The sequence below is a fragment of the Stenotrophomonas sp. genome, assembly GCF_059505245.1.
The window spans coordinates 111,343-134,122 of the sequence record NZ_JCACKF010000008.1; the positions used below are offsets into that span (position 1 = coordinate 111,343).

Genomic DNA, 22,780 nt, shown 5'->3' on the forward strand with positions numbered 1-22,780 from the left:
GTTCCGGACACATGGCGGGCGAGGCTCTAACCCCTACCAGCTACATCCAGCATCACCTGCACAACCTGACCGCACCGGTCGGCAAGGGTGAGGGTATGTTCTGGCATATCCACGTCGATACCTTCCTCACCGCCGTCCTGATGGGCCTGGTGATCGTTGTCGCGTTCTGGCTGGGAACCCGCAAGGCCACCGCCGGCGTGCCGGGCAAGTGGCAGGCCTTCGTCGAGATCTGCCTGGAGTTCGTCGACCGCCAGGCCAAGGACACCTACCACGGCAAGAGCAAGCTGGTCACGCCGATCGCCATCACGATCTTCTTCTGGATCCTGTTGATGAATCTGCTGAAGATGATCCCGGCCGATTTCATCGCCAAGCCGCTGGAATGGGTGGGCGTGCACTACTGGAAGCCGGTGCCGACCGCTGACGTCAATGCCACCCTCGGCATGGCCATCAGCGTGTTCTTCCTGATGCTGTTCTTCGCGCTCAAGTCCAAGGGCCTGGTCGGCTTCGTCAAGGAATTCCTGACGGCGCCGTTCGGCAAGTGGATGATGCCGTTCAACCTGATCCTCAACATCGTCGAGTGGCTGAGCAAGCCGATCTCGCTGGCGATGCGACTGTTCGGCAACATGTTCGGCGGCGAAATCGTGTTCCTGCTGATCTGGGTGCTGGGTGGTGCCGGTTTCTTCGGTGCCATCGCGGGTGGTGTGTTCGGCCTCGGCTGGATGCTGTTCCACCTGCTGGTGATCCCGCTGCAGGCCTTCATCTTCATGATGCTGTCGATCGTGTACCTGAGCCTGTCGGAAGACGCTCACTGAGTTTCAAGCTTCAACGCGTTTCAACCTTCATCCGTTTCATCACCCTTAGCAACTTAAGTTCCTGGAGATAACCATGTACTTCGCCGTCCTGACCAACTTCGCGCAGATTCAGAGCTCCACCGCCCTTGCCGTCGGCATCATGATCGGCCTGGCCGCGCTGGGCGCCGGTCTGGGTCTGGCCATCATGGCTGGTAAGTTCCTGGAGTCGGCCGCGCGCCAGCCGGAACTGATCCCGGTCCTGCAGGTCCGCATGTTCATCACCGCCGGCCTGATCGACGCCGCGTTCATCATCTCGGTCGCCGTTGGCCTGCTGCTGGCCTTCGCCAACCCGCTGTCGGCTGCCTTTGCTGGCGCCGTCACCAAGGCTCTGGCCGGCTGATACAGCGGTTTGAGACGACCGGGTGCTGATGCACCCGGTTTCGGATGAAGGCCGGATGTGCCGCTTCGGCGGCACGTCCACCCCGAAACCAGCGATCGAGCTAACCATGAATATCAATTTCACCCTTCTTGCGCAGGCGCTGGCCTTCGCTGGTCTGATCTGGATCATCGCGACCAAGATCTGGCCGCCGCTGATGAACGCGATCGAAGAGCGCCAGCAGAAGATTGCTGAAGGCCTCGCTGCTGCCGACCGCAGCCAGAAAGATCTGGCCCAGGCGCAGGAGAAGGTCAACGAAGCGCTGAAGGAAGCCCGCACCAAGGCCAACGAGATCATCGATCAGGCCCACGCGCGTGCCAACCAGATCGTTGATGCAGCCCGTAACGAAGCGATCACCGAAGCCACCCGTCAGAAGGAACTGGCCCAGGCTGAAATCGACGCCGCCGCCAACCGTGCCCGTGAAGATCTGCGCAAGCAGGTGTCCGCGCTGGCCGTGACCGGTGCCGAAAAGCTGCTCAAGCGCGAAATCGACGCCAACGCCCACAAGGCGCTGCTCGACGAGCTGGCCTCGGAGATCTAAGGATGAGCCAGGCCCTCACGCTTGCCCGCCCGTACGCCCGCGCCGCGTTCGCGGCCGCGCGCGACGAAGGTGCGTTCGCGCCGTGGTCGGACGCCCTGGCGTTCTCCGCCCACGTCGCCGCCGACCCGCGCGTGGCGGCCCTGCTCGCCAACCCGGAGCTGGGTCGTGACGACGCCGTCGCCCTGCTGGCGCCGGTGTCGCACGGCGAGACCTACTCGCGCTTCCTGGCCATCCTGGCCGAATCGCATCGTCTGCCGCTGCTGCCGGAAATCTCCGGCATGTTCGACGCCCTGCGCGCCGAAGCCGAGCACGTGGTCAAGGCCACGGTGACCTCGGCTTCCGAGCTGTCGGCCGGCGAGCTGGACGCGATCAAGGCTGCGCTGCGCAAGCGCTTCAACCGCGAGGTCGACGTGACCACCGCGGTCGATGCTTCGCTGATCGGCGGCGCCGTGATCGACGCCGGCGACGTGGTCATCGATGGTTCGCTGAAGGGCAAGCTGGCCCGTCTGCAGACCGCGCTCGCTAACTGAATTCATTTAACGTCCGGCCCCGCTGCCGGCACTAGGACTTGACGATGGCAACCACGCTCAACCCCTCCGAAATCAGCGAACTGATCAAGAACCGCATCGAGAAGGTCAAGCTGGCCGCGGAATCGCGCAACGAAGGCACCGTGACCAGCGTGTCCGACGGCATCGTGCGCATCTTCGGTCTGGCCGACGTGATGCAGGGCGAAATGATCGAACTGCCGAACAACACCTTCGCCCTGGCCCTGAACCTGGAGCGCGACTCGGTCGGCGCCGTGGTCCTGGGTGACTACGAGCACCTGCGCGAAGGCGACGTCGCCAAGACCACCGGCCGCATCCTGGAAGTGCCGGTCGGCCCGGAACTGCTGGGCCGCGTCGTGAACGCGCTGGGCGAGCCGATCGACGGCAAGGGCCCGCTGGGCACCGACCTGACCGCTCCGGTGGAACGCGTTGCTCCGGGCGTGATCTGGCGCAAGTCGGTCGACCAGCCGGTGCAGACCGGTTACAAGTCGGTCGACTCGATGATCCCGATCGGCCGTGGCCAGCGCGAGCTGATCATCGGTGACCGCCAGACCGGCAAGACGGCCGTGGCCATCGACGCGATCATTGCCCAGAAGGGCCAGGGCGTCACGTGTATCTACGTCGCCATCGGCCAGAAGGCCTCGTCGATCAAGAACGTGGTGCGCGCCCTCGAGCAGGCCGGTGCCATGGACTACACGATCGTGGTGGCCGCCTCGGCGTCCGAATCGGCGGCCATGCAGTACGTGTCGGCCTATTCGGGCTGCACGATGGGCGAGTACTTCCGCGACCGCGGCCAGGACGCGCTGATCGTCTATGACGACCTGTCGAAGCAGGCCGTGGCCTACCGCCAGGTGTCGCTGCTGCTGCGCCGCCCGCCAGGCCGCGAAGCCTACCCCGGCGACGTGTTCTATCTCCACAGCCGCCTGCTCGAGCGCGCGGCCCGCGTGAACGCCGACTACGTCGAAGCCTTCACCAAGGGTGAAGTCAAGGGCAAGACCGGTTCGCTGACCGCGCTGCCGATCATCGAAACGCAGGCCGGCGACGTGTCCGCCTTCGTTCCGACCAACGTGATCTCGATCACCGACGGCCAGATCTTCCTGGAAACCGACCTGTTCAACGCCGGCATCCGCCCGGCCGTGAACGCCGGTATCTCGGTGTCGCGCGTCGGTGGCTCGGCCCAGACCAAGATCATCAAGAAGCTGTCGGGCGGCATCCGCATCTCGCTGGCCCAGTACCGTGAGCTGGCTGCGTTCGCGCAGTTCGCCTCGGACCTGGACGAAGCGACCCGCAAGCAGCTGGAGCGTGGCCAGCGCGTCACCGAGCTGATGAAGCAGAAGCAGTACGCGCCGATGTCGATCGCCAACCAGGCGCTGTCGATCTACGCCGTCAACGAGGGTTACCTCGACGACGTGCCGGTCAACAAGCTGCTGGCGTTCGAAGAAGGCCTGCACGCCCACTTCGCCAACACCCAGGGCGAGCTGATCAGCAAGGTCAACGCCACCGGCGGTTGGGACAACGACATCGAAGGTGCCTTCAAGAAGGGCATCGCCGAGTTCAAGACCACCGGCAGCTGGTAATCGCGGTCCTGTAGAGCGGAGCCGCTGGCTCCGCTGGACCAGATGACAAACGGTTGAACAACGCGGGGCATCAGCCCCGCGCCACGGGAAACAAGAGATGGCAAGCGGACGCGAAATCAAAACCAAGATCAAGAGCGTGCAGAACACCCGCAAGGTGACGCGCGCCCTGGAAATGGTCTCGGCCTCCAAGATCCGCAAGGCGCAGGATCGGATGAAGACCTCGCGTCCGTACGCGCAGGCGATGAAGCAGGTGATCGGTCATCTGGCCCAGGCCAGCACCGACTACCAGCATCCGTTCCTGGTCGAGCGCGAGCAGGTCAAGCGGGTCGGTTTCATCGTGATCTCCTCCGATCGCGGTCTGGCCGGCGGCCTGAACAACAACCTGTTCCGCAAGATGCTGGGCGAAGCCAAGGCATGGCAGGACAAGGGTGCCGAAGTGGACCTGGTGACCATCGGCCAGAAGGCTTCGACCTTCTTCCGCCGCGTGAAGGTCAACATGGTCGGCAGCGTGACCCACATCGGCGACGTGCCGAAGCTGGAATCGCTGATCGGTGTGATCAAGGTCATGCTCGACGCCTTCACCGAAGGCAGGATCGACCGCGTGTACCTGGTCTACAACCGCTTCGTGAACACCATGGTGCAGAAGGCCAGCTTCGATCAGCTGCTGCCGCTGCCGCCGGCTGAGAAGCAGGTCGCTCACCACGACTGGGACTACCTGTACGAACCCGATGCCGCGACCGTGCTCGAGCACGTGATGACGCGTTACATCGAGTCGCTGGTGTACCAGGCACTGCTGGAAAACGTCGCCTCCGAGCATGCGGCACGCATGGTTGCGATGAAGGCGGCGAGCGACAACGCCAACAAGCTGATCGGCACCCTGCAGCTCGTCTACAACAAGGCGCGCCAGGCAGCGATCACCCAGGAAATCTCCGAAATCGTCGGCGGCGCGGCAGCAGTCTGACCGCGTTCGTTCAAAGCACACATTAGAGGATGCAGCAATGAGTCAGGGCAAGATCGTTCAGATCATCGGCGCGGTCGTCGACGTCGAATTCCCGCGTGAATCGGTGCCGAAGGTGTACGACGCACTGAAGGTGGAAAACACCGAGATCACCCTCGAAGTCCAGCAGCAGCTGGGCGACGGCGTGGTGCGTACCATCGCCCTCGGTTCCACCGACGGCCTGAAGCGCAACCTGGTTGCCGTCAACACCGGCCGTGGCATCTCGGTGCCGGTCGGCGCCGGTACCCTGGGCCGCATCATGGACGTGCTTGGCCGTCCGATCGACGAAGCCGGCCCGGTCGCTGCCAGCGACAACTGGGAAATCCACCGCGCTGCGCCGTCGTATGAAGACCAGTCCCCGGCCACCGAGCTGCTGGAAACCGGCATCAAGGTCATCGACCTGATGTGCCCGTTCGCCAAGGGCGGCAAGGTCGGCCTGTTCGGCGGCGCCGGCGTCGGCAAGACCGTCAACATGATGGAACTGATCAACAACATCGCCAAGGCGCACAGCGGTCTGTCCGTGTTCGCCGGCGTGGGTGAGCGTACCCGTGAGGGCAACGACTTCTACCACGAAATGAAGGACTCCAACGTCCTGGACAAGGTGGCGATGGTGTACGGCCAGATGAACGAGCCGCCGGGCAACCGTCTGCGCGTCGCCCTGACCGGCCTGACCATGGCCGAGTACTTCCGCGACGAGAAGGACGAAAACGGCAAGGGTAAGGACGTCCTGCTGTTCGTCGACAACATCTACCGTTACACCCTGGCCGGTACCGAAGTGTCGGCACTGCTGGGCCGCATGCCGTCCGCCGTGGGTTACCAGCCGACCCTGGCCGAGGAAATGGGCGTCCTGCAGGAGCGCATCACCTCGACCAAGAACGGTTCGATCACCTCGATCCAGGCCGTCTACGTTCCCGCGGACGACCTGACCGACCCGTCGCCGGCGACCACCTTCGCCCACCTGGACTCGACCGTGACCCTGTCGCGTTCGATCGCCTCGCTGGGTATCTACCCGGCCGTCGATCCGCTGGACTCCACCAGCCGCCAGATGGATCCGCTGGTCATCGGCCACGAGCACTACGACACCGCCCAGCGCGTCCAGCAGACCCTGCAGAAGTACAAGGAACTGAAGGACATCATCGCGATCCTGGGCATGGACGAGCTGTCCGAAGAAGACAAGCAGGCCGTGTCGCGCGCCCGCAAGATCGAGCGCTTCTTCAGCCAGCCGTTCCACGTGGCCGAAGTGTTCACCGGTTCGCCGGGCAAGTACGTGCCGCTGAAGGACACCATCCGTGGCTTCAAGGCCATCGTCGATGGCGAGTACGACCACCTGCCGGAGCAGGCGTTCTACATGGTCGGCGGCATCGAAGAAGCGGTCGAGAAGGCCAAGAAGATGGCCGAGAAGGCCTGATCCGGGACGGGCGGGAGCGATCCTGCCCGACCTGACGCCGGCGCCGGGCAACCGCCCGCGCCGGTGGACCCCCACGGCGGCATTGCGCCGCCGCGAACAGCGAAGAGATTTGCATGAGCACGATCCGTTGCGACATCGTCAGCGCCGAGCAGGAAATCTTCCGTGGCGAAGCGACCCTGGTCGTGGCCACCGGTGAGCTGGGCGAACTGGGCATCGCGCCCAAGCACGCGCCGCTGATCACCCGCCTGAAGCCGGGCAAGGTGGTGGTGACCACGCCGAACGGCGAGCAGCTGGATTTCGCCATTTCCGGCGGCATCCTGGAAGTGCAGCCGCAGGTGGTGACCGTGCTGGCCGACACCGCGATCCGCGCGCAGGACATCGACGAAGCCTCGGTCCGCAAGGCCAAGGAAGAAGCCGAGCGCATCCTGGCCAACCGCGGCGAAGCGATGGAAGTGGCTGAAGCCCAGCAGAAGCTGGCCGAAGCCGTCGTCCAGCTGCAGGCGCTGGAGCGCCTGCGCAAGAATCTCAAGCACTGAGGTTCGCGCGTCATCAAGCACAAGCGCCGGCTAGCTGCCGGCGTTTTTGTTTGTTCGCCACAGGAGCAGGGAATGCAGCACCACTCGACAGCGATTGAAGGCAGCAGCTGGCAGCGGCCGTGGCGCACACCGGCAGGCGTGTTCCTGATTGCGTGGATCGTTCTGTGCCTGCCATGGCTCAGTGGCATCAAGACCATTCCCTTTGATGCCGTGCAGCAGTTCTTCCCGGCGGTCAGTTTCAGTGCCGAGCAGTTGCGTCACCTGCAGGCCCCCTGGTGGAATCCGTATCTCTACGGTGGCTACCCGCAGGTGGCCGATCCGCAGATGATGACGCTGCAGCCGACGATGCTGCTGCCGATGCTGCTGGCGCCGGGCTCCCTGCACCTGTTCACGGTGGTGGTGCTGCTGCATGTGCTGGCAGGCGGCCTGGGTGCACTGCGGTTGAGCCGCGTGCAGGGCATGCCGCCGCCGGCGCAGCTGCTGTTCGCACTCACGCTGATGTTTGGTGGCGTGGCCGCGTCGCGCCTGCAGCACACGCCGATGATCATCAGCTACTGCCTGCTGCCCTGGCTGTGGCTGGGCCTGGAGCAGGTCCGCCGGCGGGGACGGATGCGCGACATCCTGCTGGCCGGTGTGGCCGGCGGGATGTGTGCGCTTCAACTGACCCAGGTCACCTATTTCATCATCCTCGCGTGCGTGATCTACGCCGTGGCTGCTGTCGTGCTGGCACAGGGGCAGCGCATGCGCCTGCTGTGGCAGCTGGGCGTGGTGGCCATTCTCGCCGGTGGTGTCAGTGCGCCGCAGTGGCTGTCCACGCTGGCCTGGCTGGACCAGACCAATCGCAATGGCCTGACGCTGGAAGCCGCGCTGCCGGGTGCCATCCACTGGCAGACACTGGTGACACTGCTGTCGGGCAACGTGTTCTCGCAGGGGCGCGGCGACAGCTGGGCCTTCGGTGATATCAGCGCCGATTACCTCTATGTGGGGGCAGTGCCGCTGGCGCTGTGGCTGCTCTGGGGCGGTGAGGTGCTGCGGCGCAAGCCGGCGGCGACGCGCGTCGCGCTGTGTGCGCTGACGCTGGCGATCATGGTCGCGGTGGGTGGCGCCACGCCGCTGTTCCCCTGGTTGTTCGGCTGGCTTCCGGGGCTGGACCTGTTCCGGCGCCCGTCCGATGCGCTGTTCCTTACCGTGCCTGCGGCGGCGTGGCTGGGTGCCAGTGCCCTGCAGGTTGCCCTGCAGCGGCAGCCATTGCGATTGCATCGGGTGTCCGTGGCGGTCGTCGCAGTGCTGGGCGCGTGCGCTGCGTGGCTGGCGATCGATCATGGTCATCCGCTCGCTTTCGCCTGGCTTGCGGTCAGCGCCGCGCTGGGCGTAGCCGCGGTGTGGGTGCTGCGCCGCCACCAGTCACCTGCGCGCTGGGTGCTGGCGCTGGTGCTGTTGGACCTGCTGCTGTTCAACGTCGGCACCAGGTTCAACGCGGGCAGCGGCACAAAGTCGGTGCTCACCGCCGATCGTGCGGGTCCTGCGCAGCGCGCCTATGCGCTGCTGGCGGCAGAGCGGCATATCGGCATACCCGAGCGCGCGGTGGTCTTCGGCATCGGCGGACTCACCAACGGCGCGGCGGTGCATGCCATTGCGCTGGCAAACGGCTACAACCCGCTGCTGGCAAGCGACTATCTGCAGATGACCGGGATGCCGGGCGAGCCGGTGGATACCTTCCAGCAGAAGGTCCCCACTGCCTGGATGCCAGACACCGCTGCTCCCCTGTACGACCTGCTGGGCGTGCGTTGGCTGCTGGCCCAGGAGCCGTTCCCGGGCTCCAGCGCGCAGGGCGACCAGGTGGAACTTGCGCGGCGTGACAGCGTGCTGCCACGGGTGCTGAATCCGCGGCAGGTGCGCCGCCATGAGGAGCTTCTACCGCCTGCGCCGCTGTTCAACCAGACCGATTTCAACCGGCAGCTATGGCTGCCGGCAGCCGCCAGCAGCCACTGTGCCGAACAGGATGCCGGCGAGGCCACGGTACAGGTGCTGCACTACCAGCCGGGACGCATCGAGCTGACGGTGGTGGCCGACGATGCAGCATGGGTGGTGATCAACGAAACCACCGGTCGTGGCTGGCAGGCGCAGCTCGAGGATGGCCAGGTACTGCCGCTGCTGCGCGGCAATGGCCTCTTCCATGCGTTGTGCGTGCCGGCCGGGCAGCATCAGGTGCGGTTGCGCTACAGCGCGCTGCAGCTGTGGCGTGAGGGACTGGGAGCGCGCCTGCGCCGTGACGGTGATCGCTGACCGCTGATCGCTGACCGCGATCAGCGGTACACCACGTAGCGCATCAACAGGAACGACACGCACGCCAGCCCGCCTTCCACCAGTGGCTTGGCCAGCCAGGTGTACTGCAGGCCCAGCGCGTGGTCGACCAGGCTCACCAGCAACGTGCTTGCCGCAGTCAGCAGCAGCCACAGCCCGAAGAAGCGTGCAAAGCGCTTCCAGCCCAGCTTGTGGGTGCCGGCCTCGGCAAAGGTGTAGCGGCCGTTGAGCCAGAAGCCCAGCAGCATGCCGGCCAGGCGCCCGGCGACGTTGGCCGGTGCGACCGGCATGCCAAGCGCGGTGGCGACCACGAACACCAGCCAATCGACCAGCAGCTGCACGAGCCCGATCACGAGGTAGGCGCTTCCCTGGCGGACAAGGCTCATCGGCATGGTGAAGGAGGAGGGATGCCCATGTTAACGGCGTACGCTCTAGAATCGTCGGCAACGAACCACGGACTGCCGTTCCCATGACCCAAGCCCTGCACGTCATCATCCTCGCCGCCGGCGCCGGCAAGCGCATGAGGTCGGTGCTGCCGAAGGTGCTGCAGCCGATCGCCGGCCAACCGATGCTGGCGCACGTGATCGATGCGGCCCGCGAACTGCAACCGGCGGCCATCCATGTGGTCTACGGCCATGGCGGTGAGGCGGTGCGGCAACAGTTCGCCGACCAGCCCGACCTGCAGTGGGCTGAACAGGCGCAGCAGCTGGGTACGGGCCACGCGGTGGCGCAGGCGATGCCGCAGGTGCCGGATGCCGTGCAGGTGCTGGTGCTGTACGGCGATGTACCGCTGATCCGCGCGCAGACCCTGCGCGATCTGCTGGCGCAGCCAGGGCGGTTGGCGGTGCTGGTCGCCGAGGTTGATGACCCGACCGGTTACGGCCGCGTGCTGCGCGATGCCGAAGGCAAGGTGGGAGCGATCGTCGAGCAGAAGGACGCGACCGACGACCAGCTGCGCGTGCGCACGATCAACACCGGCATCATCGCCGCGGAGTCGACCGCGCTGCGCCGCTGGCTGTCGCAGCTGTCCAACCGCAATGCACAGGGCGAGTACTACCTGACCGACGTGTTCGCATTTGCCGCGCATGAGTACACCCCGGCCGAAATGGCGCTGGTGGCCGACGCGCAGGAAGCCGAGGGGGCAAACGATCCCTGGCAGCTGTCTCAGCTGGAGCGTGCCTGGCAGCATCGCGCCGTGCGTGCGCTGTGCGCACAGGGTGCACGCGTGCGCGACCCGGCACGACTCGACATCCGTGGCACCGTCACCGTGGGCAGTGACGTGCTGATCGATGTCGATGTCGTTCTCGAAGGCAACATCGTGCTCGGCGACGGCGTTACCATCGGTCCGTTCAACCGCCTGAAGGACGTTACTCTCGGCCCCGGTACCGAAGTACGCGCGCACTGTGATCTGGAGGGTGTGGTCACCGAAGGCGCGGCGCTGGTCGGTCCGTTCGCGCGCCTCCGCCCAGGTACCGTGCTGGCCGATGGCGTGCACGTCGGCAACTTCGTCGAAACCAAGAAGGTCACCCTCGGCGTCGGCAGCAAGGCCAACCACCTCACCTATCTGGGTGATGCGGTGATCGGCAGCAAGGTGAACATCGGTGCCGGCACCATCACCTGCAACTACGACGGCGTGAACAAGTCGACCACCACCATCGGCGACAACGCGTTCATCGGTTCCAACAGTTCGCTGGTGGCGCCGCTGACGATCGGCGAGGGCGCGACCATCGCTGCCGGTTCGGTCATCACCCGCACCGCCCCGGACGGCAAGCTGACACTGGCCCGCGCACGACAGGAAACCATCGATGGCTGGAAGCGCCCGGTCAAGAAGTCCTGAGCCACGTATTCCGCATGCCGACGAGCTCGGCGTGCTGCCGGCAATTGAACAGCGTGCCGGCGAACTGCTGAAGGATCACGAAGCCCATCCGGTATTTACCGGCCACGGCCTGGATCTGCCGACGCTGCAGGACGGCCTTCAGCGGGGCCAGCTGTGGGTTGTGGATGGCCCCGGCGGCGACATTGCCGGCTACCTGCTGGGCGGCGAGCTGTGTGGCGAGTTCCATGTCCTGCAGATGGATGTGGACCCGGCGCACGCGCGTCGTGGCCATGGCCGCGCATTGCTGCGGCACGCCTTGGCGCAGGCCAGGGCCACCGGCTTTGCTGCAGCGGTGCTGACCACCTTGAGCGATGTGCCATGGAATGCAGCCTTCTATGCCAGCGAAGGGTTCGACGTAGTGCCTGAGGCTGAGTGGAACGACGGCCTGCGCGCCGTCATGGCCGAAGAGGCTGCGCTCGGGTTTCCGATGCACCTGCGGGTGGCGATGCGGCGGGCCTGGTAGGTGCCGGCCCTGGTCGGCACATCCGCGCATGGCGTGGAGCTACCCGATCGGCCCGCTCAACCCACCGGCAACAGGATCGACACGCACAACCCGCCATCGCCGCGGTTCTGCAGCGACACGCGGCCACCGTGCGCTTCCACGATCTCGCGCGTCAGTGCCAACCCCAGGCCGGTGCCGTTGCGCTTGGTCGAATAGAACGGCATCAAGGCGTTCTGCAGCACCTGCTCGTTCATGCCCTTGCCGCGATCCAGTACGTCCAGGCGCAGCCATTGCGGCAGCCGCGTGAGTTGCACCTGTACGTCATCGTTGGGCGGATCGGCCTCGGCGCAGGCTTCATGCGCGTTCTTCAGAAGATTCAGCAATGCCTGCCCGAACTGCGCGATGTCGATGCGGCTGCTCAGGTCCTCGTCCGGCTCGCGTTCCATGGTGAACGGGATCTGCTGGCGCAGGCTGGACAGGAACGGCGCCCAGTGCACGGTCTGCAGTTGCGGCTGCGGCAGCTTTGCGAAGCGTGCATAGCCACGGATGAAGCCTTCCAGGTGGCGTGCGCGGTCCTCGATGGTGGTGAAGATCTCCGGCAACCGGTCGAAGCGTTCGCGCTGCACCAGCACGCCACCGGAGTGGGCCAGCGAGGCGATCGGTGCCAGTGAGTTGTTGAGCTCGTGGCTGATCACCCGGATCACCTTCTTCCACGTCTGCACTTCCTGGCGGCGCAGTTCGGCGGTGAGCAGGCGTACCAGCAGCAGGTCGTGCGGACGGCCGTTGAGCTGGAAGGCGCGGCGCGACAGGTGGTAGACCTGCTCGTCATCCTCGTCGCCGTCCTCGCCCTCGGCATGCACCGCGAACAGGCTGTCGCCGCCACGGGCGATGGCATCGCGCAGCTCTACCGGCACCTGTTCCAGCACCTCTTCCAGACGCTGGCCTTCCAGTTTCCAGCCGCCATGCAGCAGCTTGCGCGCAGCCAGGTTGGAGAACACCACGCGGGCGATGCCATCGCCGCCGGAGGCAATCAGCAGCATGGCCACCGGCGTGTTCTGCACCATGGTGTCCAGCAGCAGTTCGCGCTGCACCAGGCCCTGCCGCTGTTCGCGCAGCACATCGCCCAGCTCGCGGTGCGCCTGCACCAGGTCGCCCAGTTCGTCGTTGCCCGGCCAGTACACGCCGAAGTTGTACTCGCCGTCGCGGTAGCTGCTGGTGGTGCCGGACAGTGCGCGCATCAGCGAGCGCACCGGTGCGGTGGCGCGGCGCAGGGTCCACCACATCAACGCCAGCAGGATCACGGCCGACGCCGTGGTCACCACCCAGCCATGGTTCATCCAGTACGCCAGCAGCCACGGCAGCGCAGCGGCCAGCGCCAGCACCGGCAGCAGGCGCAGGAACAGGCGGAAGGTGAACGAGCGCCGCTTCATTCGCGTGGGATGCCGTGGCGGTCCATGCGCCGGTACAGGGCCTGGCGGCTCAGGCCGAGTTCGGCAGCCGCCTGGGCGATGACGCCGTGGTTGCGTGCCAGCACGTCCTCGATGCGCTCGCGGTCGGGATCGTTGCCAGCGCTCGGTGCGGGGCGTGGCGCCGGTGCGGTGCGCGGCAGGTTCAGGTCGGCCACCTCGATGCGGTTGCCGGTCGCCAGCAGTTCGGCACGCTGGATCACGTTGCGCAGTTCGCGCACGTTGCCCGGCCACGGGTGCCGTTGCAGGGCGGCACTGGCGGCACTGGACAGCGGCTTGCCGGCCGTCAGGAAACGCTCGGCCAGTGGCACGATGTCGCCCGCGCGCTCGGCCAACGGCGGTAGTACCAGTTCCACTGTATTGAGGCGGTAGTAGAGATCTTCGCGGAACGTGCCGTCGCGGATCATCGCCGGCAGGTCGGCATTGGTCGCGCTGACCACGCGGACTTTGACCTGGCGTTCGCGATTGGAACCCAGGCGCTCGAAGCGGCCGGTTTCCAGCACGCGCAACAGCTTCATCTGCCCGCCCAGCGACAGGTTGCCGATCTCATCCAGGAACAGCGTGCCTCCGTCGGCGGCTTCGAACTTGCCCTCGCGTGCCTTGTTGGCGCCGGTGTAGGCGCCGGCCTCGGCACCGAACAGTTCGGCCTCGATCAGCTCCGACGGCAACGCGCCGCAGTTGACCGTGATGAACGGGCCCTTGGCCACCAGTGAATTGGCCTGGATGATCTGCGCGATCTTCTCCTTGCCGGCACCATTGGGACCGGTGATCAACACCGGCAGCTCGGAGCGCGCGACCTGGCAGGCCAGGGCGATGACGCGCTCGCTGGCCGGATCGGCGAAGACCGCACCGCACAGGTCGTACTTTTCTTCCAGCGCATTGCGCTGGCGCAGCTCACGGCTGCGGCGGCGGTCCAGTTCGCGCCGCGCCTCGGACAGCTCCAGCAGGTTATTGACCGTGGTCAGCAGCTTGCGGTCGTCCCAGGGCTTGGCCAGGTAGTCGGCGGCGCCGGCCTTGACCAGGTCCACCGCGCTGCTCAGGTGGGTCCAGGCGGTCAGCAGGATCACCGGCAGGTCCGGGTGGCGTGCGCGGATCTGTGCGAACAGCGCTTCGCCCTCCTCGCCGGAGGTGGTGTCCTCGCTGAAGTTCATGTCCTGGATCACCAGGTCGACCGGCTGCGACTCGAGCAGGGCCAGCCCCTCGGCCGGGCTCTGCGCCTGCAGGGTGTCGATGTCGTGCAGGGAGAACAGCACGTCCAGTGCAGTGCCCACACTGGCGTTGTCGTCGATGATCAGGATCGAAGGCATCAAGCGGTTCTGCAGAAAGGGATGGGCGGCGCCGATGGAGCCGTGTTCGTGTCCATACGCCGGGAGAGCCCGGCGCCACCCATCAAGCATAGCCAAACCCGTAGCCGTCGGGGCGGCGGGCTCAGCGTCGGGGCGGCGGCGGTGGCGGTGCTGGCGGAGGCGGAGCGACCAGCGCCCTGCGCCAGGCAGCGGCGTCCACCGCGACCGTCAGTTCCTGCCTGTCGCGCTGCAGCAGGAGATAGGCCCTGGCGGCGCTTGAACGCCGCAGGGCCTCGGCAAGATGCTCGATCCTGCGTACGGTGGTGTCATCCACCCGCAGGATGCGATCGCCGCTGCGCACGCCGAAGCGGGCTTCCGGGCCGGCGGCTTCCACGCGCACCTGGCCTTCGCTCGAACGCAATGCCAGGCGCGCATCGTCCTGGCGCCACTCCAGTGTCTGCGAGCTGCCACCGCCGGCCAGTGCCGGCAGTGGCAGGAGCATCATCATCAGCATCCAGCGGATACGCATCTCATGCGCCCCGCGTGGCAACCGCAGGCGGTACCGCTGCCGCGCGCCGGGCCGGCCCGAACACCGCGATCTGGCCAAGCACCCACAGCAGCAGTGCGCCCAGCGGCAGGTAGTGCAGCGGCATGCGCGGCAGCTCGTACATGTTCATCAGTGCCAGGTTGATCGCATAGGCGGCCAGCATGCCCAGCACGATGCCCAGCGTGGCCAGCAGGAAGTTCTCGGTCTGGAAGTAGCGCAGGATCTGCCCACGCGTCGCGCCGAGCGCGCGACGGATACCAATCTGCTTGCTGCGCTGCTGCACCCAGAAGCTGGCCAGGCCGATGATGCCCAGTGCGGTGACCACCAGCAGCGAGATGCACACCGTGATCAGCAGCCCGACCATGGCCCTGTCGTTCTTGAAGTAGTCATTGCGCTGCGCCTCATAGGTCAGCTTCTCGCGCACCAGCCGGTTGGGGTCGTTGCGTTCAAGCGCGGCGATCGCGCCCTTGAGTACTTCCTCGCGCCGTTCCGGAGCGGTGCGCAGGACGTACGGGCCCTGGGTGAAATCGGTCCGCACAGGCAGCACCATCGACAGCGTGGTGTTGTTGTTGTAATCGGTGGGCGTGGCCAATGACGCGACAATACCCACCACGTGCAGTGGCTGCTTGCCCATGTAGAACGTCTTGCCCAGTGCGTTCTCGCCGGGGTACAACCTGTCGGCGAGCGTGCGGCTGATGATCACCGAGGAGGCGGTATTGGTGGAGGCGTTCTTCTGTGCATCCTCGACGTTGCTGTATTCACTGGGCTGGAAGTCGCGGCCGGCGGTCAGCTGCAGTCCAAGCGTGGACAGTCCATCTTCGCCGAACATGTACATGGTGACGAAGGCGGTCGGACGTTCCTGTTCCTGCTTCAGCGAAACGCTGGTATTGGAGGAGTTCGGGCGGAACGGCAGCTGGTTGACCTTCGCGGCGGCGGTGACCCCGGGAACGGCGCGCAGGGCGGACAGGTCCTCCTGGGTGCGGGCCTGGCCATTGGTCTGCTTGCCGATGCCGCTGACCCGGACGAACACCAGCTCGTTCTCGGCCAGGCCGCTGGTCTGGCTGATCCGTTCAACGCGCTGGGTGACCAGGAACAGGGCATTGCAGACGATGGCGCAGGTCAGGGCGACTTCCAGCACGATCAGGGCGGCGGCTGTCTTGTGCCGGCGCAGGGTGCTGAGGATGGGGCGGATATCCATGGGAGGTCCTCGTACTCGTGCTTACTGCGACTTGAGCTGGATGGCCGGGGTAACCTGCATCGCGCGCCAGGCGGGCAGGAAACCAGCGGCGAGGCTGGCGAACAGGGTCAGGCCAATGGCCAGCAGCAGCATGCTGCCGTCCAGGTGGGCCAGGCTCGCGTAGTCCACGGGTTGCTGGCGCACCGCATACAGGCCGAGCAGGGCCAGGCCGATGCCGAGCACGCCGCCGGCAACGCCGATCGCACCGGCTTCAACCAGGCATTGCAGGAAGATCTGCCCACGGCTGGCACCGAGGGCGCGGCGCACGCCGATCTCGCCGCTGCGGCGCAGGAACTTCGCCAGCAGCAGGCCCACCGTGTTGACCAGGCAGACGCCGAGAAAGCCCAATGCCAGCCACATCTGCAGGCGCACATCGCTAGGCACGGCATTCTTGAACGTCAACCACTCCATCACCGGGCGCAGGCGCACGTTGGTGGGGCGCTCGAAACGGCCCGCTGCGCGCTGCTGGTCCGAGTAGTTGGCCAGGTAGCTGCGGTAGTCCTCGACCTTGGCCGGATCCAGCTCCACCCAGTACTGGATCCAGCTGCAGGGCGCGTTGATCGAGTTGCTGCTGCCATCCGGATTCTCGCCGAAGCAGTTCATGTTGCCGTTGCTGCCGAACTCCAGGTCCATCGCAGTGGAAAACGGCACCAGCAGGTCTTCATCCTTGCCGTAGTTGCCGGTGGTCAGATCGAAGAAGTGGGGTTCGGGATTCCACTTCTTCATCACGCCGATCACCCGCAGTGAATGGCCACTCAGGCGGATCTCGCGACCGGTGCTGTCGGCACCCTGGAACAGCTTGTCGTTGATCGCTTTCGACAGCACCACCACCCGGCTGCGATTGTCATCATCGCTGCTGTTCCAGGCACGCCCGTACTGCATCGGCACGTCGAACATCGGGAAGAAATCGGCCGACGTCCAGCGCGTATCCACCGAGAACGGCTTGAGCGTGCTGAGCTCCGGTTCCACCGTGCCGCCGCCCGCGCTCATCATCGCCTGGCGGATGCCGCGCTTCTCGCGCAGCAGGGTCTCGGCGTCGCGCCGTGTCATCTGTTCCTCAGGCTCCTCACCCGGGGTATAGCCGCCGCGCGGGCGCGGATCGACCTGCACGTAGAACAGCTGGTCGCTCTTGCCGGGAATCGGGTCGCCGGACAGCACGTGGAACACCGTCAGCGTGGTCATCGAGGCACCGATGCCGAGCGCGATGGCGACCACCATCAGTGCGGTCAGGATCTTGTTGCGGCGGAAGCTGCGTACCGCCAATCGGGTGTAGTAGGCGAACATGGGAGTGCCCTCACTCGTTGACGGCAACGATGTGGCGCGGCGGGGTAGCCAGCACCGGTTCGCGCACCAGGTCGGTCACCTGGCCATCGACGATGTGCACGTTGCGCTGCGCGCGCGCGGCCAGTTCCGGGTCGTGGGTGACCATCACGATGGTGGTGCCGGCGGCATTGATCTCCTCCAGCAGTTCCATCACGCCGCGGGCCATCTGCGTATCCAGGTTGCCGGTTGGTTCGTCGGCCAGCAGCAGGCGCGGGCTGCCGGCCAGCGCACGCGCGATCGCCGCACGCTGCTGCTGGCCGCCGGACAGTTCGTTCGGGTAATGCTTCATGCGTGAGCCCAGGCCGACCTGGGTGAGCGCCTTTTCGATGCGTTCGCGGCGCTCGTTGGCACTCATCTTCCGGTAGCGCAGCGGCACGTCGACGTTGTCGAACAGGTTCAGGTCGGGAATCAGGTTGAAGCCTTGGAAGATGAAGCCGATCTTCTGGTTGCGCAGGCGGCTGCGGGCGTCATCGCCCAGCGTGCTCACGTCCTGGCCGTCAAGCAGGTAGGTGCCGCTGGTGAAGGTTTCCAGCAGGCCGGCGATGTTGAGGAAGGTGGTCTTGCCGGAGCCGGACGGGCCGGTGACCGCGACGAACTCGCCTTCCTTGACCTGCAGTTCCAGCGAGCGCAACGCGTGGGTTTCCACCTGTTCGGTGCGGAAGACCTTGGCGACCGAACGCATTTCGAGCATGTACATGGGGTGTCCTCTCTCCAGGATTCAGGTATCGGGTATCAGTTGACGGAGACGCGTTCGGCGTCCTTGAACAGGTCGCTGCCGGAGACCACGATGCGGTCGCCCGGCTGCACACCCGACTTGATTTCCACTTCGCCCAGGCTGCTGACGCCCAGTTCCACCGGACGCCGCACCGCGGTGCGGCCATCCATCACGTAGGCCACGCCATTGCCCTGTTCGACGAACGGGCCGCGCTCGACCTTCAGCACGTCCTTGCGGGTATCGAGCAGCACGCGCACCGACATCCGCTGGCTCTGGCGCAGGCCTTCCGGCTGCGCGCTGGCGAAGCGCACGCGGGCGTTGACCTCGCCGTTGACCACTTCCGGCGACACCGCGCTGATCTCGCCCGGGAACGGCTTGCCATTGCCGCCGGTCAGCTGCGCCGGCATGCCGATCGCCAGGTCGCGGGCGAAGCTCTCCGGCACCTTGATCTCGACCTCGAACTTGGACAGGTCGACCACGCCCAGCACCGGCGCGTTGGCAGCCAGGTTGGTGGACTGGACCGCCTGCACCTGGCCGACCTGGCCGTCAAACGGTGCGCGCAGGGTCAGTGCGTCGACCTGGCGCTGCACTTCGGCCACCACGGCCTTCTGGCGGTCGGCCAGCAGGCGCTTGTTGCGGGCATCCAGGTCGGCGCCCTGGCTCTGCAGGCGCGCATCGGTGGTGGCGTTGGCCAGGGTGATGTCGGCCTTCTTCAGCGAGTCCTTGGCCTTGGCCAGGTCGATCTGTGGCACCGCACCGCCGTCGTAGCCGCGCTGGAAGCGCTGCAGGTCGCGGTCGGCGGCCTGGCGCTCGATGGTGGCCTGGTCGGTTTCCTTGCGCGACTTGGCGCGGGCCAGGGTGGCGTCCAGCGCGGCACGGCTGGCCTCGGCTTCCAGGCCGGCCAGGGTGGCCTGTTCCTGGGCCAGCTTGCTGCGCAGTTCCGGGCTGTCGATGACCGCCAGTTCCTGGCCCTTCTTGACCACGTCACCGGCGACCACTTTCAGGTCCACGGTGCCGGCCGAGATGGCGTACAGGATCGGGCTGTTGGCGGCGATCACCCGGCCGTCGGCGGCGATGTCGCGGACCAGGTCGCCGCGCTTCACTTCGGCGATGCGCACCCGGCTGCTGTCGAAGGAGCGGCTGGCATTGGACCAGGCATGCACGGCCCAGCCGATGCCGGCCAGCAGCACGATGGCGCCCAGCGCCGGCCACCGGTAACGCTGCCAGTTGGCGCGGGTGGCGCCGGCCGGGGCGGAGGAAACGATCTGGTCCTGTGCGGAAGTGTCGCGGATCATCGGGTGCGTGCCTGACGGTGGTAGCCAGTACCAAGCACGTAGCGTGCCAATTTTATTTCCTTTCAGTTCAACAGGTTGGGCGGGCCGCTGGAGTGTCCGGGTGTCCGCGGACACCTTTCCGGACACTTTCATTAAGCGGACAGGAGGGGGAAGCCGGACACGCGGGCTAGAATGCGCCGATCGTCTTCAAGGAAACGCGTGACATGTGTGGAATCGTGGGTGCAATCGCCGATCGCGACGTGGTGCCGGTGCTGATCGAAGGCCTGAAGCGGCTTGAGTACCGTGGTTACGACTCCTCGGGCATCGCGGTGATCGATCATGCCGAGCGCCCCGAAGTACGTCGTGTCCGCCGCACCGGTCGCGTGTCGGAAATGGCCACGGCGGCCGAGGCCGAAGGGTTCAATGCGGTGCTGGGTATCGGCCACACCCGCTGGGCCACCCACGGCGGCGTCACCGAGGCCAACGCGCATCCGCACATCAGCCACGGCGTGGCGCTGGTGCACAACGGCATCATCGAGAACCACGAAGAGCAGCGCGAGAAGCTGCGGGCGCTGGGCTACACCTTCGAGTCGCAGACCGACACCGAAGTCATCGCGCACCTGATCCATCATCACCTGAAGGGCGGCGATGACCTGCTGGTGGCGCTGCAGCACACGGTGAAGGAGCTGACCGGCGCCTACGCGCTGGCCGTGGTCAGCCGCGCCGAGCCGGAGCGCTTCGTCTGCGCGCGCATGGGCTGCCCGCTGCTGGTGGGCCTGGGCGAGGGCGAGAACTTCGTCGCCTCCGACGTCTCGGCGGTGATCTCGGCCACCCGCAAGGTGATCTTCCTGGAAGAGGGCGACACCGCCGAGATCCGTCGCGATGGCGTGCGCATCTTCGATGAGCATGACCGGCCGGTCGAGCGCGATGTGCACCTGTCCGACGTGTCGCTGGCATCGCTGGAGCTTGGCCCGTACCGCCACTTCATGCAGAAGGAAATCCACGAGCAGCCGCGCGCGCTGGGCGACACCATCGAGGCGGCGATCGACGCCGGTGGTTTCCCGGCCGAGCTGTTCGGCAAGAATGCCGAAGCGGTGCTGTCGGGCATCGAGGGCGTGCAGATCATTGCCTGCGGCACCAGCTACTACGCCGGCCTGACCGCGCGCTACTGGATCGAGGCCATCGCCGGCCTGCCGTGCAGCGTGGAGATTGCCAGCGAGTACCGCTACCGCGCCGCGTATGCCAACCCGAAGCACCTGATCGTCACCATCTCCCAGTCCGGCGAAACGCTGGATACGATGGAGGCGCTGAAGTACGCCAAGGCGCTTGGCCACAAGCACACGCTGTCGATCTGCAACGTGCCGGAAAGCGCGATTCCGCGCGCCAGCGAGCTGGTCTGCTACACCCGCGCGGGCGCGGAGATCGGCGTGGCTTCGACCAAGGCCTTCACCACCCAGCTGGCCGCGCTGTTCCAGTTGACCGTGGTGCTGGGCAAGCTGCATGGCCGCATCGACGCGGCGCAGGAAGCGGATTACCTGGAACAGTTGCGCTTCCTGCCGGGCAGCGTGCAGCACGCGCTGAACCTGGAACCGCAGATCGCGGCGTGGGCCGAACGCTTCGCGCGCAAGTCCAATGCGCTGTTCCTGGGCCGTGGCCTGCATTACCCGATCGCGCTGGAAGGCTCGCTCAAGCTCAAGGAGATTTCCTACATCCACGCCGAGGCCTACCCGGCGGGCGAGCTGAAGCACGGCCCGCTGGCGCTGGTGGACGAGGACATGCCGGTGGTGGTGATCGCCCCCAATGACAGCCTGCTGGAGAAGGTGAAGTCGAACATGCAGGAAGTGCGCGCCCGTGGTGGCGAGCTGTTCGTGTTCGCCGACCAGGACAGCAACTTCAATGAGTCCGAAGGCGTGCACGTGATCCGCACGCCGCGCCATGCCGGCGTGCTCAACCCGATCGTGCACACCATTCCGGTGCAGCTGCTGGCCTACCACACCGCGCTGGCACGCGGCACCGACGTGGACAAGCCGCGCAACCTGGCCAAGAGCGTGACGGTGGAGTAACACTACCGGATCCGTTGAATGCTGCATGCGAAAAGGGGCCCGCGTGGCCCCTTTCGTTTGCGTGGTTGGCCATGCCAAGTGGGACAGCCGCCGGGTGTTCTGTCCGCCGTCGGCAGCAGGCAATCATTCTTTAATGCGTGGCATTGGCTGTATTCAGCGGCGGTTTCAGCCGCGGTGCCATTCTCTGGATCGTCGGTTGGTTCCCACGACGAACTGTCCTATCGATGCCGGTAGTGACCGATGGTCGCAGTCGTAGAATCGATTTGACCGAGGTCCGGGTTGAGCGGTTGAGCCCACCTCGTTCGCGTTGCAGCACATCGCCTGCCGATCCATTCCACGCGGCGGGCGGGTGCGCCAGACGTGCGCTGAAAGGTCTGTTCCCGGGGAGGGGGCGTATCGGAAGAGCACACTTTTTTGACTTCAGTGACCTGCACCAGGAAACAAGAATGAACGTCCGCGAACTCCTGCAATCCAAGAAAGAAGCTGTCATCACCATCGACGCCGAGGACACCATCGGTGCCGCCGCCCACAAGATGAGCGCGAACAGGATCGCTGCGCTGGTGGTGATGAAGGACGATGCCCCGGTCGGCATCATTTCCGAGAAGGACATCGTGCGTACCCTGGCCGACGACGGCCCGCAGGCCGGCCGCCGGGTGATCTCCAGCCTGCCGTCCACCGGCCTGGAAGGCATTGCGCCGGACGCGACGCTGAAGCAGGCCATGTCGTTGATGACGTACTCGCGGCGCCGTCATCTGATGGTGACCGACGGCAACCAGCTGGTCGGCATCCTCAGCCTGGGCGATATCGTGAAGAACCTGCTGGGCGAGCTGGAACTGGAAAAGGCCGTGCTTCAGGACATCTACATGGCCGCCCACTGAGGGCTGCAGCGCTGGAAGCAGGGAAGCCGGGCATTGCCCGGCTTCTTCGTTCACGGCTTCGGTGATATCAGAACGTGACCTTCACCGAGTCGGCGCTGTAGTTCGCAGGACCGTGATAGACCACTTCGATGTTGTTGCCGTCCGGGTCGAGCACGAAGGCGCCGTAGTAGCCCGGGTGGTAGGGGCGTTCGCCCGGCGCGCCGTTATCGGTGCCGCCGGCGGCGATCGCGGCGGTATGGAAGGCATCGACGGTGGCGCTGTCGCGGGCCTGGAAGGCCAGATGGTGGCGGCCGGTCAGCTGGCCGGCGGCGGCCTCGCTGCTGGCGCTGGAAATGAACAGCTCATCGGCCCAGAAGTAATCATCGCCTTCGCCGGCGATCGGGATGCCGATGGTGTCGAACACCGCCTGGTAGAAGCGGCGGCTGGCGGCCAGGTCACGCACCACCAACTGCAGATGGTCGATCAGGCGGCCGCGGTGCAGTTCCATTGTTTCCATACGAACCTCGCAAAAAAGGGGACGGAGGGGATTAAGTCGCTT

The 22,780-nt window shown here is 65.9% G+C and carries 22 protein-coding genes; 13 read left to right on the forward strand and 9 right to left on the reverse strand.

The window, feature by feature from the left end:
- Positions 1-11 precede the first annotated feature (11 nt).
- From atpB to AC5JLE_RS02780, 9 genes are all read left to right on the forward strand, one after another.
- The gene (atpB, locus tag AC5JLE_RS02740; RefSeq protein ID WP_014038569.1) at positions 12-812 is read left to right on the forward strand and encodes a F0F1 ATP synthase subunit A; all 801 of its coding nucleotides are present in this window, start codon (positions 12-14) and stop codon (positions 810-812) included.
- A gap of 73 nt (positions 813-885) precedes the next feature.
- Positions 886-1,191 (forward strand): F0F1 ATP synthase subunit C, encoded by a 306-nt coding sequence (atpE, locus tag AC5JLE_RS02745; RefSeq protein WP_005411133.1) that lies wholly within the window; start codon positions 886-888, stop codon positions 1,189-1,191.
- 106 nt (positions 1,192-1,297) lie between these two features.
- Positions 1,298-1,768: a F0F1 ATP synthase subunit B gene (locus AC5JLE_RS02750; RefSeq protein ID WP_005419512.1), complete on the forward strand. Its 471-nt coding sequence runs from the start codon at positions 1,298-1,300 to the stop codon at positions 1,766-1,768.
- 2 nt (positions 1,769-1,770) lie between these two features.
- Positions 1,771-2,298, forward strand: coding sequence for a F0F1 ATP synthase subunit delta (locus AC5JLE_RS02755; RefSeq protein WP_496064995.1), 528 nt, complete (start codon positions 1,771-1,773; stop codon positions 2,296-2,298).
- Positions 2,299-2,342: 44 nt separating this feature from the next.
- The gene (gene atpA, locus AC5JLE_RS02760) at positions 2,343-3,890 is read left to right on the forward strand and encodes a F0F1 ATP synthase subunit alpha (RefSeq protein ID WP_496064996.1); all 1,548 of its coding nucleotides are present in this window, start codon (positions 2,343-2,345) and stop codon (positions 3,888-3,890) included.
- A gap of 97 nt (positions 3,891-3,987) precedes the next feature.
- Positions 3,988-4,851, forward strand: coding sequence for a F0F1 ATP synthase subunit gamma (atpG, locus tag AC5JLE_RS02765; RefSeq protein WP_014648494.1), 864 nt, complete (start codon positions 3,988-3,990; stop codon positions 4,849-4,851).
- Between the two features lie 37 nt (positions 4,852-4,888).
- Complete coding sequence (atpD, locus tag AC5JLE_RS02770; RefSeq protein ID WP_005419510.1) at positions 4,889-6,295, forward strand: F0F1 ATP synthase subunit beta; 1,407 nt, start codon at positions 4,889-4,891, stop codon at positions 6,293-6,295.
- A 113-nt stretch (positions 6,296-6,408) separates the two neighbouring features.
- Positions 6,409-6,831, forward strand: a complete 423-nt coding sequence (locus AC5JLE_RS02775; protein WP_005419509.1) for a F0F1 ATP synthase subunit epsilon — start codon at positions 6,409-6,411, stop codon at positions 6,829-6,831.
- 72 nt (positions 6,832-6,903) lie between these two features.
- Positions 6,904-9,117, forward strand: coding sequence for a putative glycosyltransferase family protein (locus tag AC5JLE_RS02780; RefSeq protein WP_496064997.1), 2,214 nt, complete (start codon positions 6,904-6,906; stop codon positions 9,115-9,117).
- A gap of 20 nt (positions 9,118-9,137) precedes the next feature.
- Here the strand turns inward: AC5JLE_RS02780 and AC5JLE_RS02785 are convergent, their stop codons facing one another.
- On the reverse strand, positions 9,138-9,521 hold the full coding sequence (locus AC5JLE_RS02785; RefSeq protein ID WP_041863846.1) for a GtrA family protein: 384 nt from the start codon (positions 9,519-9,521) through the stop codon (positions 9,138-9,140).
- A gap of 83 nt (positions 9,522-9,604) precedes the next feature.
- On the opposite strand from AC5JLE_RS02785, the gene glmU reads away from it, so the two are divergent.
- Complete coding sequence (gene glmU, locus AC5JLE_RS02790; RefSeq protein ID WP_014648491.1) at positions 9,605-10,972, forward strand: bifunctional UDP-N-acetylglucosamine diphosphorylase/glucosamine-1-phosphate N-acetyltransferase GlmU; 1,368 nt, start codon at positions 9,605-9,607, stop codon at positions 10,970-10,972.
- A complete protein-coding gene (locus AC5JLE_RS02795) occupies positions 10,941-11,474 on the forward strand; it encodes a GNAT family N-acetyltransferase (RefSeq protein ID WP_496064998.1) in 534 nt (177 codons plus the stop codon). The genes glmU and AC5JLE_RS02795 overlap by 32 nt, the downstream gene beginning before the upstream one ends.
- 56 nt (positions 11,475-11,530) lie before the next feature.
- Here the strand turns inward: AC5JLE_RS02795 and AC5JLE_RS02800 are convergent, their stop codons facing one another.
- The 7 genes from AC5JLE_RS02800 to AC5JLE_RS02830 form a co-directional block, all read right to left on the reverse strand.
- Entirely contained in the window at positions 11,531-12,883 is a 1,353-nt protein-coding gene (locus AC5JLE_RS02800; RefSeq protein ID WP_014648489.1) for a sensor histidine kinase, read from the reverse strand.
- On the reverse strand, positions 12,880-14,226 hold the full coding sequence (locus AC5JLE_RS02805) for a sigma-54-dependent transcriptional regulator (RefSeq protein WP_014648488.1): 1,347 nt from the start codon (positions 14,224-14,226) through the stop codon (positions 12,880-12,882). The genes AC5JLE_RS02800 and AC5JLE_RS02805 overlap by 4 nt, the downstream gene beginning before the upstream one ends.
- A gap of 121 nt (positions 14,227-14,347) precedes the next feature.
- Positions 14,348-14,719, reverse strand: coding sequence for a PDZ domain-containing protein (locus tag AC5JLE_RS02810; protein WP_014648487.1), 372 nt, complete (start codon positions 14,717-14,719; stop codon positions 14,348-14,350).
- A gap of 16 nt (positions 14,720-14,735) precedes the next feature.
- On the reverse strand, positions 14,736-15,950 hold the full coding sequence (locus AC5JLE_RS02815; RefSeq protein ID WP_241884793.1) for an ABC transporter permease: 1,215 nt from the start codon (positions 15,948-15,950) through the stop codon (positions 14,736-14,738).
- Positions 15,951-15,971: 21 nt separating this feature from the next.
- Positions 15,972-17,273: an ABC transporter permease gene (locus AC5JLE_RS02820; protein WP_014648485.1), complete on the reverse strand. Its 1,302-nt coding sequence runs from the start codon at positions 17,271-17,273 to the stop codon at positions 15,972-15,974.
- Between the two features lie 10 nt (positions 17,274-17,283).
- Positions 17,284-18,009, reverse strand: coding sequence for an ABC transporter ATP-binding protein (locus AC5JLE_RS02825; protein WP_014648484.1), 726 nt, complete (start codon positions 18,007-18,009; stop codon positions 17,284-17,286).
- Positions 18,010-18,044: 35 nt separating this feature from the next.
- Positions 18,045-19,322 (reverse strand): efflux RND transporter periplasmic adaptor subunit, encoded by a 1,278-nt coding sequence (locus tag AC5JLE_RS02830; protein WP_014648483.1) that lies wholly within the window; start codon positions 19,320-19,322, stop codon positions 18,045-18,047.
- 203 nt (positions 19,323-19,525) lie between these two features.
- On the opposite strand from AC5JLE_RS02830, the gene glmS reads away from it, so the two are divergent.
- Entirely contained in the window at positions 19,526-21,364 is a 1,839-nt protein-coding gene (glmS, locus tag AC5JLE_RS02835; protein ID WP_496064999.1) for a glutamine--fructose-6-phosphate transaminase (isomerizing), read from the forward strand.
- A gap of 446 nt (positions 21,365-21,810) precedes the next feature.
- Complete coding sequence (locus AC5JLE_RS02840; RefSeq protein WP_014648481.1) at positions 21,811-22,242, forward strand: CBS domain-containing protein; 432 nt, start codon at positions 21,811-21,813, stop codon at positions 22,240-22,242.
- Between the two features lie 67 nt (positions 22,243-22,309).
- Here AC5JLE_RS02840 and AC5JLE_RS02845 read toward each other — a convergent pair whose 3' ends face one another.
- Positions 22,310-22,738 (reverse strand): VOC family protein, encoded by a 429-nt coding sequence (locus AC5JLE_RS02845; protein WP_032961230.1) that lies wholly within the window; start codon positions 22,736-22,738, stop codon positions 22,310-22,312.
- Positions 22,739-22,780 lie beyond the last annotated feature (42 nt).

Bases quoted from the DNA above. Each gene is read 5' to 3' on its own strand.
- atpD (WP_005419510.1), top strand. From the start codon at position 4,889: ATGAGTCAGGGCAAGATCGTTCAGATCATCGGCGCGGTCGTCGACGTC.
- AC5JLE_RS02750 (WP_005419512.1), top strand. From the start codon at position 1,298: ATGAATATCAATTTCACCCTTCTTGCGCAGGCGCTGGCCTTCGCTGGT.
- AC5JLE_RS02810 (WP_014648487.1), bottom strand. From the start codon at position 14,719: ATGCTGATGATGATGCTCCTGCCACTGCCGGCACTGGCCGGCGGTGGC.
- AC5JLE_RS02785 (WP_041863846.1), bottom strand. From the start codon at position 9,521: ATGAGCCTTGTCCGCCAGGGAAGCGCCTACCTCGTGATCGGGCTCGTG.
- atpE (WP_005411133.1), top strand. From the start codon at position 886: ATGTACTTCGCCGTCCTGACCAACTTCGCGCAGATTCAGAGCTCCACC.
- AC5JLE_RS02830 (WP_014648483.1), bottom strand. From the start codon at position 19,322: ATGATCCGCGACACTTCCGCACAGGACCAGATCGTTTCCTCCGCCCCG.
- AC5JLE_RS02805 (WP_014648488.1), bottom strand. From the start codon at position 14,226: ATGCCTTCGATCCTGATCATCGACGACAACGCCAGTGTGGGCACTGCA.
- atpG (WP_014648494.1), top strand. From the start codon at position 3,988: ATGGCAAGCGGACGCGAAATCAAAACCAAGATCAAGAGCGTGCAGAAC.
- AC5JLE_RS02820 (WP_014648485.1), bottom strand. From the start codon at position 17,273: ATGTTCGCCTACTACACCCGATTGGCGGTACGCAGCTTCCGCCGCAAC.
- AC5JLE_RS02755 (WP_496064995.1), top strand. From the start codon at position 1,771: ATGAGCCAGGCCCTCACGCTTGCCCGCCCGTACGCCCGCGCCGCGTTC.
- AC5JLE_RS02775 (WP_005419509.1), top strand. From the start codon at position 6,409: ATGAGCACGATCCGTTGCGACATCGTCAGCGCCGAGCAGGAAATCTTC.
- AC5JLE_RS02845 (WP_032961230.1), bottom strand. From the start codon at position 22,738: ATGGAAACAATGGAACTGCACCGCGGCCGCCTGATCGACCATCTGCAG.
- AC5JLE_RS02825 (WP_014648484.1), bottom strand. From the start codon at position 18,009: ATGTACATGCTCGAAATGCGTTCGGTCGCCAAGGTCTTCCGCACCGAA.
- AC5JLE_RS02815 (WP_241884793.1), bottom strand. From the start codon at position 15,950: ATGGATATCCGCCCCATCCTCAGCACCCTGCGCCGGCACAAGACAGCC.
- AC5JLE_RS02795 (WP_496064998.1), top strand. From the start codon at position 10,941: ATGGCTGGAAGCGCCCGGTCAAGAAGTCCTGAGCCACGTATTCCGCAT.
- atpA (WP_496064996.1), top strand. From the start codon at position 2,343: ATGGCAACCACGCTCAACCCCTCCGAAATCAGCGAACTGATCAAGAAC.
- AC5JLE_RS02800 (WP_014648489.1), bottom strand. From the start codon at position 12,883: ATGAAGCGGCGCTCGTTCACCTTCCGCCTGTTCCTGCGCCTGCTGCCG.
- AC5JLE_RS02780 (WP_496064997.1), top strand. From the start codon at position 6,904: ATGCAGCACCACTCGACAGCGATTGAAGGCAGCAGCTGGCAGCGGCCG.
- atpB (WP_014038569.1), top strand. From the start codon at position 12: ATGGCGGGCGAGGCTCTAACCCCTACCAGCTACATCCAGCATCACCTG.
- glmU (WP_014648491.1), top strand. From the start codon at position 9,605: ATGACCCAAGCCCTGCACGTCATCATCCTCGCCGCCGGCGCCGGCAAG.
- AC5JLE_RS02840 (WP_014648481.1), top strand. From the start codon at position 21,811: ATGAACGTCCGCGAACTCCTGCAATCCAAGAAAGAAGCTGTCATCACC.
- glmS (WP_496064999.1), top strand. From the start codon at position 19,526: ATGTGTGGAATCGTGGGTGCAATCGCCGATCGCGACGTGGTGCCGGTG.